This is a genomic window from Teichococcus aestuarii (assembly GCF_042651065.1).
GTDB lineage: Bacteria > Pseudomonadota > Alphaproteobacteria > Acetobacterales > Acetobacteraceae > Pseudoroseomonas > Pseudoroseomonas aestuarii.
Genome location: NZ_JBHSCH010000100.1, coordinates 1 through 11249, shown reverse-complemented (window position 1 = coordinate 11249; position 11249 = coordinate 1). Strand labels below are relative to the sequence as shown.

10 protein-coding genes are annotated in these 11249 nt (G+C 74.4%); all 10 read right to left on the bottom strand.

Annotated features, from left to right (window positions below; genetic code table 11):
- Window positions 1-627, bottom strand: a 627-nt coding sequence (locus ACFOY6_RS22720) for a DNA translocase FtsK 4TM domain-containing protein (RefSeq protein ID WP_379652317.1), incomplete at its 3' end; no start/stop codon positions are given.
- 98 nt (window positions 628-725) lie between these two features.
- Complete coding sequence (locus ACFOY6_RS22715; RefSeq protein ID WP_379652316.1) at window positions 726-2510, bottom strand: thiamine pyrophosphate-requiring protein; 1785 nt, start codon at window positions 2508-2510, stop codon at window positions 726-728.
- Between the two features lie 191 nt (window positions 2511-2701).
- A complete protein-coding gene (locus ACFOY6_RS22710) occupies window positions 2702-4690 on the bottom strand; it encodes a DNA/RNA helicase domain-containing protein (RefSeq protein WP_379652315.1) in 1989 nt (662 codons plus the stop codon).
- A complete protein-coding gene (locus tag ACFOY6_RS22705; RefSeq protein ID WP_379652314.1) occupies window positions 4687-5568 on the bottom strand; it encodes a DMT family transporter in 882 nt (293 codons plus the stop codon). Before ACFOY6_RS22705 ends, ACFOY6_RS22710 begins: the two co-directional genes overlap by 4 nt.
- Before the next feature lie 82 nt (window positions 5569-5650).
- The gene (locus ACFOY6_RS22700; protein ID WP_379652313.1) at window positions 5651-6805 is read right to left on the bottom strand and encodes a GNAT family N-acetyltransferase; all 1155 of its coding nucleotides are present in this window, start codon (window positions 6803-6805) and stop codon (window positions 5651-5653) included.
- Window positions 6806-6893: 88 nt separating this feature from the next.
- Complete coding sequence (locus ACFOY6_RS22695; protein ID WP_379652312.1) at window positions 6894-7832, bottom strand: DUF697 domain-containing protein; 939 nt, start codon at window positions 7830-7832, stop codon at window positions 6894-6896.
- A 64-nt stretch (window positions 7833-7896) separates the two neighbouring features.
- Entirely contained in the window at window positions 7897-9297 is a 1401-nt protein-coding gene (locus ACFOY6_RS22690) for a YcjX family protein (protein ID WP_379652311.1), read from the bottom strand.
- A 102-nt stretch (window positions 9298-9399) separates the two neighbouring features.
- Window positions 9400-9831 (bottom strand): GNAT family N-acetyltransferase, encoded by a 432-nt coding sequence (locus tag ACFOY6_RS22685; RefSeq protein WP_245906482.1) that lies wholly within the window; start codon window positions 9829-9831, stop codon window positions 9400-9402.
- A complete protein-coding gene (locus ACFOY6_RS22680) occupies window positions 9828-10301 on the bottom strand; it encodes a RidA family protein (RefSeq protein ID WP_109517916.1) in 474 nt (157 codons plus the stop codon). The genes ACFOY6_RS22685 and ACFOY6_RS22680 overlap by 4 nt, the downstream gene beginning before the upstream one ends.
- 68 nt (window positions 10302-10369) lie before the next feature.
- Window positions 10370-11249, bottom strand: an 880-nt coding sequence (locus tag ACFOY6_RS22675; RefSeq protein WP_456316954.1) for a TSCPD domain-containing protein, incomplete at its 5' end; no start/stop codon positions are given.

Below are 11249 nucleotides of genomic sequence, written 5' to 3'. Positions count from 1 at the left end.
CCGCCAGGCCAGCAGCGGCACGACCAGCGCGGCGAAGGAGAGCGAGCCGGCCAGCGCCACCGTGCCCACCTGCCCGATCACCGCGCCGAAGGGGCCGAACAGGCCGCCCGCGAGACCGAGGATCTTGCCCAGCAGCAGCTCGCCCGCGGCGCCGCCCGGCCCGGCCAGGGTCGGGGCGCCTTCCGGCAGCGGCGCCAGGGCGATGGCGGCGGCCAGCATCGGCGCCGCCGCCAGCACCGCCGCCACCCGCCCCACGAAGGGCGCGAGGCCGCGATGCGTGGCCAGCCGCCAGGACCAGCCCAGCATCACCCCCACCGGCAGGTAGCCGCCCCAGCCGAAGCCCTGCAGCAGCAGGTCGGAGACGATGGCGCCGCCCGGCCCGGCGAGGTTGGTCGGCGCGCGCGTGGCGGAGGTGTTCAGCGAGGGATCGGCCGGGTTGTAGCTGATCAGCGCCAGCAGCAGCCCGAGGCCGCCCAGCGCCAGCACCAGCCCCAGCAACTCCGCGCCGCGCCGCCGCAGCGCCGCCTGCACGGCGGGCGAGGCGAAGCGGCGCGTGCCGGCGGCCAAGCGGCCCTCGGGGCTGCCGGAAGACGGGTCGGAAGAACGATCGGCGTAAGCGCGCGGCATGGCCTCAGTCATCTGTTGCTGAGCGGGTGTCTCAGCCTACCACGACAAAGGCTTGCAACAGAAGGAAACCTCTCGCGAAAGCCGCCACGCGTGCCGGTTCAGTCGCGCTTCGGCAACACCCGGCTCGCCACCTGCCGCGCGGTGTTGGCCAGCACGCTGCCAAGCTCCGGCTCGCCGAACATGCTGCGCATGAAGGCCTGGGCCTGCTTCAGCGTGATGTGCGGCGGCAGCGGCGGCACGTTCGGGTCGGTGCGGAAGTCGAGCACCACGGGGCGGTCCATGGCCAGCGCCTGGTCCCAGGCGGGGCCGACGCGCTCCGGGTCGTCCACCGCGATGCCGCGCAGCCCGGCGAGTTCCGCGAAGGCGGCGTAGGAGAATTCCGGCAGGCTCTGCGAGCCGAGGAACTTCGGGTCGCCGCCCATCACGCGCTGCTCCCAGGTCACCTGGTTCAGGTCGCGGTTGTTCAGCACCATCACCACCAGCCGCGGGTCGGACCATTCCTTCCAGTAGCGGGCCACGGTCAGCAGCTCGTTCATGCCGTTCATCTGCATGGCGCCGTCGCCGACGATGGCCACCACCGGCCGCTCCGGATGGGCGAACTTGGCGGCGATGGCGTAGGGCATGCCGCTGCCCATGCTGGCCAGCCCGCCGGAGAGCGTGGCCATCATGCCGCGCCGCAGCTTCACGTCCCGCGCATACCAGTTGGTGGTGGAGCCGGAATCGGCGGCGATGATGGCGCGCTCCGGCAGGCGGCGGGAGAGTTCCCAGAAGACGCGCTGCGGGTTGATCGGCTCCGCCGCCTGCATGGCGCGCTTCTCCAGCAGCGCCCACCAATCCTCCGTCCAGCCGCCGATGCGGTCCCGCCACTTGCCGGGCTCCTTGCGCTTCAGCAGCGGCAGCAGGGCACGCAGGGTGGCGGCCGAGTCGCCGGCGAGGTTCACCTCCATCGGGTAGCGCAGGCTGAGCATCGAGGGGTTGCGGTCGATCTGCACGCCGCGCGCCGCCCCTTCCTTCGGCAGGAACTCGGAATAGGGGAAGCCGCTGCCCACCATCAGCAGCGTGTCGCATTCCTGCATCATCTTCCAGGAAGGCTCGGTGCCGAGCAGGCCGATCGAGCCGGTGACCCAGGGCAGGTCGTCCGGCACCGCGGCCTTGCCGAGCAGCGCCTTGGCGATGCCGGCCTGCAGCACATCGGCCACCGCCAGCACCTCGTCCGTGGCGCCGAGCGCACCGGCGCCCACCAGCATGGCCACGCGCTCGCCGGCGTTCAGCGCCTCGGCCGCCTGTTGCAGCGTCTGCGGCTCCGGCACCACGCGGGGCGCGGCATAGCCCACGCCGCTGTGGATGGTGCCGTGCGCGTGCGGCGGCGTCTCCACCGCCTCCAGCTCCTGCAGGTCGTTGGGCAGGATCAGGCAGGCGATCTTGCGCTCGCCCTGGGCGATGCGCATGGCGCGGTCGATCAGGTGGCGGATCTGCTCCGGCACGCTGGCCTGCTGCACATAATCCGCCACGTCGTTGAACAGCGCGGAGAGGTCCACCTCCTGCTGGTAATGCCCGCCCAGCGCCGCCCGCGCCTGCTGGCCGACGATGGCCAGCACCGGCATGTGGTCCGCCTTGGCGTCGTACAGCCCGTTGAGCAGGTGGATGGCGCCGGGGCCGGAGGTGGCCAGGCACACCCCCACCTCGCCCGTGTACTTGGCGTGGGCGGTGGCCATGAAGGCGGCCATCTCCTCGTGCCGCACCTGCACGAAGGGCATCGTCTCCTTCGCCCGATCCAGCGCGCCGATCAGCCCGTTGATGCCATCGCCCGGATAGCCATAGACCCGGCGGACGCCCCATTGCCCGAGGCGTTCCCAGACGAAGTCCCCGACCGTCTTGGCCATGGCTGTTCCCTTTCCGCTGCGTGGCGTGCTGGACGGCCAACGCGGAAGAGGAAGGGGTGTTGTCGGAGATCTTCTTTTTCTGAAGAAAAAGAAGCAAAAAGACTTTTCGAGTCTGGCGTTCCGCTATCCACCCGCGCCACGCCAAACTGACAAAAGTTTTTTGGTTCTTTTTTCCAAAAAAGAACGTGCTTTCAAAACACTCCAACGCCACAGCGTTGCAGGTAATTGGCCACGGCCTCGAACTCGGCCGGCGGACGGGTGCGGTCCGCCTCGTCGCCGCGCGGCACGTAGATCAGCGTCTCGTACCGGGCGCGCGTCAGCAGCACGCGGTAGGTGTTGCGCAGGTAGCGCCGCGTCTCGGGCGAGGCCACGCGCTGCCAGTCCTGCCCGGCGAAGCGGCGGGCCTGCCAGCCCTCGGCGCCGCGGATGAAGTCGCCGCCCCAGGCCAGGCCCACCACGTCCAGTTCCAGCCCCTGGCAGGCGTATTCGGTGGCGCAGACCTCCAGCGCGTCCGAGCCGCGCACATCCGGCCAGCGGTTGAGGAACCAGTTGACCACCTCGTCATCCGCGCCGTGCAGCTGCGCGCCCAGGCCCTCGGCGCGCAGGCGCTTGGCCTTGGCCGAGCAGACCAGCCCCGCCCGGCGCAGCCCCCGCGCCCGGGCGCGCAGCCCGGCCCGCAGCGCGCCGAGGTCGCGCGTCAGGAAGAAGGGCAGCCCGCCCCCCGTGGAACGATCGGCGGCGATGGCGGCGGCTTCCTCCGGCCGCTCCTCCAGCACCGCCGCCACCCATTGCGCGCTGCGCTCGTGGTGGATGGAGCGCACCGGTACGGTGAGGTCCAGATCCTCCTCCAGCGTGAGCCGTGGCGGGTGGCCCTCCGCCAGGCGCTGCGCCGGCTCCGCGGCGGAGAGCGCGCGCGGCGCCGCCACCGCCCCCCAGAGGCCACCGCCCCCTTTGGCCCAACTGGCGCCGATCACCCGACCCCATTCGGCCAGCCCGGCCTCGCCCGTGTTGATCTCCTGCCCGTTGCCGATCAGCGCCACGATGACGGACCATCCCGGCACCCGCGCCATGATCTCCAGCATGTGGCCGGGCTCGGAGGTGGTGAGGATGGAGCTGCGGCGCTGCGTGTCCCGCCCCGCCTGGGCGGCGTCCCAGGCGCGCTGGGCCTCGTCGAACACCACCACATGCTCGGGCGGTGCCTCGGCCGGGTGGCGGACATGGTGTTCCAGGAAGCGGTGCACGTTCTGCAATACGGCGCGCGCCTCGCGGCGCGGCTGGCGGGCGCCGCGGCCCTGCGCCTCCCGCGCATCCCGCTCCAGCGCGCCGCGCAGCACCGCCACCAGCGGCGCGTTGCCGGTGAGGAAGGCGGTGCTGCCTTCCGCGGCGGGGCCGAAGGCCAGGTTCAGCCCGCACAGCGTCTTGCCCGCGCCGGGAATGCCGGTGACGAACACCACGCGCCGCGCCCCCTCCGCCCGTGCCTGTCCGATGGCGGCGCGGATGGCCGCCGTGGTGCGGGTGAGGTTGCGCGCATCGGCCCGCGCCGTGGCGATGGCCTCCACCCCGTGCCGGTCGAACAGCCGCCGCGCCGCCTCGATGATGGTGGGCACCGGCCGGTAGGGCGCCGCCTCCCAGGCGGCGGCGTCGAGCGGCGCGGCGGGGGCGGGGATGGCGGCCTGGATGCCGCGCAGCAGCGCGCCGAGGCTGGCGGGGCTGGCGCGCAGCACCGGCGTCGTCACGCCAGGGAGGAAGATCGGCCACTGGTTCACCGGCGCCGCCGCGCCGCTCGCCAGCAGCAGCGGCACCACGGGGTGCGCCCGGCTGGCGGCGTGGAAGTCGAACAGGTCGAGCGCGTAATCCTCCACCTGGGCGAGGTCGGGTGCGGCAAAGCCGGTGGCGCCGTGCTTGTATTCCAGCACCAGAACGGCGCGGTCGGTCAGCAGCACGGCGTCGATGCGGCGTTCCAGCCGCAGCATCTCCACCTCCAGCAGCACCTGCCAGGATTCGCCGCCCGCCTCGCGCAGCGCCGCCTGGAGGGTGACGATGAGGGCGCCCCAGCTCTCCCGCTGCGCCCGCTGCACCTCCGAGAGTTGCCCGGCCTGGGCGTAGGAAAGCTGCGCGGCCCAGTCGGCCGCGTCCCGCGCCAGCAGCGCGGCGCCGGTGCAGGAGACCCAGGCCTTCACCCGCGCCGCCTCCCCGGCCAGGTGGCCAGCCCGATGCTGGCCAGCATCAGCCCCAGCCCGGCGCCGTGCATCGGGGAAAAATGCTCGCCCAGCAGCGCCACCGCCACCAGCGCGGCGGTGGCCGGCAGGAACACGGTGAAGATGCCGGCCACCCCCGCCGGCGCGCGTTGCAGCCCGGCATACCAGAGCAGCAGGCACAGCACCGAGGCGGTGAGGCTGTGGAACACCAGCAGCGCCGAGACCTCGGCCGAGGCCAGCGCCGCCACGCCCCCCAGCACCGGCAGGGCGAAGGGCAGCATCAGGGCCGCGCTCCACAGCTGCATCCACAGGCTGGCGGTGAACACCGGCACCCGGCCGGCGATGCGCTTGGCCAGCAGCACATAGGCCGCCTCGCCGCAGACGCCCAGGAACACCAGCGCGTTGCCGAGCAGGCTGCCGCCCCCCCCGCCCTCGCCCGCCAGCCGCGCCAGGGTGATGGCCGCCATGCCGCCCACCGCCAGCGCCGCCGCCGCCCATTGCCGGGGCGGCAGGCGCTCGCGCAGCCACAGCGCCGAGCCGAGGGCGATGACCGCCGGCAGTGTGGCCAGCACCAGCCCCGCCTCCAGCGCCGAGGTGTGGCGCAGCCCGGTGAGCAGGGCCGCGTTGTAGAGCAGCGTGCCCAGCGCCGCCTGCAGCGCCAGGTTGCGCAGCACGGCGCCGGAGGGGATGGCGCCGCCCTCGCGCAGCCGGGCCAGCGGCCACAGCACCGCGCAGGCCAGCAGGCAGCGCAGCAGCACGATCAGCGCGATGGGCAGGGCGCCCGCCAGCAGCTTCGCCACCGCCACGTTGAGGCCGACCAGCGCCATCGAGGAACCCAACTGGAGATAGGCGGTCAGCATGCGGCTCCGGCGCGGCGGTTGGCGCGCGCAGGGTCGCAGGCTTCCGGGGTGGCGCCAAGCGGGGGCGCGCCCAGTCCTCCGCCTAGTCCTCCTGGCGGAAGGGCGAGGCCTCAACCAGCGCCGCCATCTCCTCCAGAATGGCGGGGCGCTCGGCGTCCAGGAACTCGGCGACGGCGCGGCGCAGCCCGCCATGGCCGATCCAGTGCGCCGAATAGGTGGGCACCGGCAGGTAGCCGCGCTGGATCTTGTGCTGCCCCTGCGCCCCCGCCTCCACCCGCTTCAGCCCGTGCGCGATGGCGAAGTCGATGGCCTGGTAGTAGCAGAGCTCGAAATGCAGGAAGGGCGTCTCCACCGTGGTGCCCCAGTTGCGGCCGTAGAGCGCCTCCCGCCCCATCAGGTTCAGCGCGCCGGCGACGGGGCGGCCCTCCTGCTCGGCCACCATCAGCACCACCCGCTCGCCCAGCCGCTCGGCCAGCAGCGGCCAGAAGCGCGGCGTCAGGTAGGCGCTGCCCCATTTGCGGTCCACCGTGTCCATGTAGAAGCGGTGGAAGGCGGCCCAGTGGCGCGGCGTGATCTCGGCGCCGCGCAGCATGCGGAAGGTGAGGCCGGCCGATTGCGCGTCCCGCCGCTCGCGCTTCAGCTGCTTGCGCTTGCGGCTGGACAGGGCGCCGAGGAAATCCTCGAAGCTGCCATAGCCCGCGTTGCTCCAGTGGAACTGGGTGCCGATGCGCCGCAGCCAGCCGGCCTCGCCCAGCGCGTGCCACTCGGCCTCCGTGCAGAAGGTGACATGGGCGGAGGACAGGCCGAGTTGCTCCGCCGCCTGCGCCAGGGCCTGGGCCAGCGCGCCCGGCGGCAGGCCGGAATCCGGGCGGGCCAGCAGGCGCGGCCCCGGCACCGGGCTGAACGGAACCGCCACCTGGAGCTTCGGGTAGTAGCGCCCGCCCGCGCGCTCGAAGGCATTCGCCCAGGCATGGTCGAACACGTATTCGCCATAGGAGTGGCTCTTGGCGTAGGCGGGAGCCACGGCCAGCAGCCGGCCCTCCGGGTCGCGCAGCGCGGCGTGCTGCGGCAGCCAGCCGGTGCGGGCGGAGGCCGAGCCGCTGTCCTCCAGCACCGACAGGAAGGCATGGCTGACGAAGGGGTTGTCGTCCCCCGCGCAGGCATCCCACTCCGCCGCGGGAATCTCCGCGATGGCGGGATGCAGGCGCAGGGTCAGCTCGGGGGCACCATCGGGCATGGCCCAGCATGTGCGCCGCAACCGGGAACGCGCAAGGCGGGGCGGCGCCCCGCGCCCGCTTCTCTCTCCCGCGCGGGGAAGCCCGGTCCTAGAGCGGGCGGCAGGCCAGGGCGGTGGCGCCGGCCAGGCGCACCATGCGGCGCGCGGCCACCGCGGCCCCCGCGGCGCCGCCGGCCAGCTTGGCGGCATGGCCCTCCACCAGCTGCTCCACGCCGGCCTCGGTGACGATGTCGGCGCCCGCCGCCAGCCCGGCGGAAAGCGCCAGCCGCCGCAGCAGCCGGCCCAGCACGAAGGTGCCGGGACGCACCCCGTGCAGCACCGCCACCTGGCGCATCAGCCGCAGGCCGAGCCAGCCCATCGCCACCGCGTCCAGCGCCGGGGAGGGCAGCACGGCGGTGGTCAGGAAGACCTGCCGCGCCGCCTGCCCGCCCAAGCTCCGGGTCTGCTTGTCCAGCACCGGCAGCAGCCCGGCGGAGAGCAGGCCGCGCGCCTCGGCCATGGTGGTGGCGCGGCGCAGCGTGGCCACGGCGGGCGCCGCCTCCGGCAGGCGGCGCGCCACGGATTCCGCCCAGTCGAGCAGCGCGGGCGGCGGCGGGGCGGCGTCCGGCGTCTCGCGGACGGCGCCGGCCAGCCGCTCCAGCGAGTCGAGCCGGCGCAGCGCGCGCCATTCCCGCCCCGCCGCCACCGCCAGCAGCCCGCCCACGCCGAGGCCGAGCGCGCTGCCCAGCCAGCCCAGCACGGGCGAGGCGGTGAACAGATCCGCCACCATCAGTTCCAGCCAGAGGCCGAAGCTGCCCAGCACCAGCAGCCCCGCCGCCAGCCCCACCGTGCCGAGCGAGGCCAGCCAGCCGGCGCCCGCCAGCGGCCCAGGCCCTTGCAATGCCACCGGCTCGCCATGGCGGACCAGCCCGCCCTCGGCCGGCGGCAGCAGGGCGGGGCCGAGATCGCCCGCCAGCACGGGCTCCGGCGCGCGGGTGGCGGTGCGCGGGCGCTCGGGCTCGTCGGCCCAGCCGGGGCCGGCGTTCACCGGGGGCCTCGCGGGGTGGGGCGGTCCGGGATAGTGCGGTCCGGGATAGTGCGGTCCGGGCGGGTCACAGCGCATCCTCCAGGAGCCAGGCGATCAGCCGGTCCATCTCCAGGTGTGGCAGCCCTTCCCGGCCGTCCGGGTCGATCACCGGCGGGCGGAACACGGGCAGCTCGAAATAGGGCCGGCGCCAGAACGCATCGTCGGGAGCCGGCGGTTGCGGCGGGATCTGGCCGGGGCGGAAGGGCCGCCGCCGCGTCTCGCCCATCGGCACGCCCTGCACCACCGGCGCGCCGCCGGGAGCGGGCTCGCCCTCCTCCGTGCAGCGCAGCGCGGCGATCGCGGCATGGGTCATGGCCGGGCCGCCGGCATGGCCGTGCGTGCCCACCATGCCGCGGAACAGCGAGAGGAAATCGCCACGCTGCGCCTGCGGCACGTAGTCCGCCTTGGTGGCGACGAAGGCCACCCGCCGCAGCGTGCGCAGCCCCAGCCAGCGGGAGCGCGAGCGGGCATCGTAGGCGCGGGCGATCTGCGCCACCGCCTGCCGGGCATCGGTGAAGGCGCCCTCGCCGGCGCAGAGCGCGCCCAGCGCGTCGACCAGCACCACCTGCCGGTCGAAGCGGGCGAACCAGGGGTCGAAATAACTGCGCCGCATATCGTCGCGATAGGCGTCGAACCGCTCGGCCAGGGCGGCGCGCAGGCTGCCCGCGGCCGGGCTGCCCTGGCCGGGGAGCGGGAAGAACCACATCATCGGGCTCTCGCCCTTGGGGCCGGGCACCAGGAAGCGGCCCGGCTGCAGCCAGCGCAGCCCGTGCCGGTCGCGCGCCGCCGCCAGCAGGTCGCGGTAGAGCAGGAAGCCGCGCTTGGCCACGGCATCGTCGGCCGGGGCGTTGCGGTCCAGCCCGGCCAGGAAGGACAGGAAATCCCCGGCCAGGGCGGCGCGCGGCGGCTGGCGCAGCTGCGCCAGCGTGGCGGCCGACCATTCCTCGTAGCTCTGCTCCAGCAGCGGCAGGTCGAGCAGCCACTCGCCGGGATAGTCCAGGATCTCCAGCCGCACCCGCCGCGCCGGCAGCCAGCGGCCCCAGTCGCCGGGGCGCTCCACCACCAGGGTCAGGGTGGCGCTGGCCAGGTCGCTGGTGCGGGGCGGCCAGTGCGGCGTGGCGCCGGCCAGGTCGCGCAGCTTGTCGGCGGCGTCGAACCAGTCCAGCGCCTGGGTGCCGGCCGGCTCCAGCCGCACCGCCTGGATGCGGCGCCCCTCCTCCGCCATGCGGCGGCGCAGCGCCGGCAGCGTGTCCCGCCCCCGCCCCAGCGCCAGCAGGTTGGCGATGAGGGAGGTGATGAACACCGTCTTGCCGGAGCGGCTGAGGCCGGTGATGGCGATGCGCAGCGTCGTCTCGTTGAGCGCCCGTTCCGCCTCGCTGGTGAGCCGGGCCAGTCCCTCGCCCAGCAGACCCAATCCTGCCGCCATCCGCCTCCGCCTTGTCTGTCAGCGCCCCATGTAGGGAGGCGGGCCGGGGGAATGAATTCCCCGGCCCGGCTTCTTTTGGCCCCTCAGAACACCTTGCGCCTCTCAGAACACCTTACGGAAGAAGTGCCGGGTGTGGCCAACCGGGTTGTCCGGCACATGGCCGAACTCGGTGTAGCCCTGCTTGATGTAGAAGGCAGGGGCCTGGAAGCTGTAGCTGTCGAGCCAGGCGCCGACGCAGCCGCGCGCCTTCGCCTCCGCCTCCGCCCGCGCGATCAGCTCGGCGCCGAGGCCGCCGCGGCGCAGATCCTCGGGCAGCCAGAACAGCTCGATGAACAGCCACTTCTTGTCCGTGCGGCCGGTCAGGCCGCCGCGGACGGCGCCGGTCTGCGGGTCGCGCACCAGCACCGAGAGCGGGCGGCGGCCGGAAGGCCCCACCGCCGCCTCGTTGAAGGCGATGATGCCCTTCAGCACCACGTCCTCCGCATCGGCGTCCGGCGCGTCGCTGACCTCGATCGCCGGCAGCGCCGTGCTCACGCCGCCACCTCGAACAGGCCCTCGACCTCCACCGCCGCGTCCATCGGCAGGGAGGGCACGCCGATGGTGCTGCGCGCATGCCGCCCCGCCTCGCCGAACACCGCCACGGCGAGGTCCGAGGCGCCGTTCATCACCTGGGCGTGCTGGGTGAAGGCGGGGGCGCAGGCGATGAAGCCGCCGAGGCGCGCCACCCGCGTCACCCGGTCGAGGTCGCCCACCGCCGCCCTGAGCTGCGCCAGCACGTTCACCAGGCAGAGCTGCGCCGCCTGCTGCCCGGTCTCGATGTCGATCACCTCGCCGAGCTTGCCGGTGAAGGCCACCTTGCCCTCGCGCATCGGCACCTGGCCGGAGACGACGACCAGCGTGCCGCCCGAGACGATGGTGAAGGGCACGTAGTTGGCGACCGGCGCGGCCGGCACGGGCAGGGTGATGCCAAGCTCGGCGAGGCGCGCCTCGATGCGTCCGGCCATGGGACGTCTCCTTGTGTTCGGTGGCTATTGGGTGTCGGCGGGAATGGCGGGAAAGGGGAAGGCGCCGCTCAGCCCACCAAGCGGAGGGTGCGGCGGCGCGCGGCGGGCGAGGGCTGCGCCGGCAGGTCGAGCGGCAGCAGCGGGCCACGGTCGCCCGGCGTGCCGGTGGCCTCCACCGCGCATTCCTCGAGCGAGGGGTCGGGCCAGAGGCGCCGCGCCGCCTCGCCGCCGAGATGGGCGATGGCCAGCCGGCGGAAGGCCCAGTCCAGCACCGAGGTGGCGCAGAGGATCTCGGGGTCGCCCTCCACCGCCCCGGCGGGGCCGAAGCGGGTGTAGGCGAAGCTGCCGACATAGTCGGAGAGCGGCACGCCACGGGCGAGGCCGATGTTCACCGCCTGGATGAAGCCTTCCAGCAGCCCGCGGAAGCCGCTGCCCTCCTTGCCGCCGGCGGTGAGCCCGACCTCGGCCAGCCCGCCCGTGGCCGACTGCGTGGCGCGCAGCGTGACCCGGTGGCCGCCGACGACGACGCGCCAGACCTGCCCGTGCAGGCCAGTGCCGGGGGCGGCGCCAGGGGCGATGGCGGGGCGCGGCGGCGGCCGCGGCCGGGCCGGCAGCGGCCGGGCCGCCGGCACCGGGCTGGCGGCGTGCAGATAGGGGCGGATGGCGGCGTCCATCGCCTCCCGCGCCGAATCGGGCACCGGGGCCAGCAGGGCCAGGGCGCGCTCCCCCTGCAAGGCGAGGGCGCGGCGCGCGGCCAGGGTGGGCTGCTCCACCACCCGGCCGGCCTCGTCATGCGCCAGGCGGGTGGCGCCCTGGGCGGGGGCGAGGCCGCCCGTCTCGGCGCCGAGCAGCGCCTCCACCGCGTCCGGCACGGTGAGGGCGAAGCAGCCGGCGTGGCGCAGCCCCTGGGTGGCGCCGGCGGCATCCCGCGCGCGGCGGGCGGCGGCG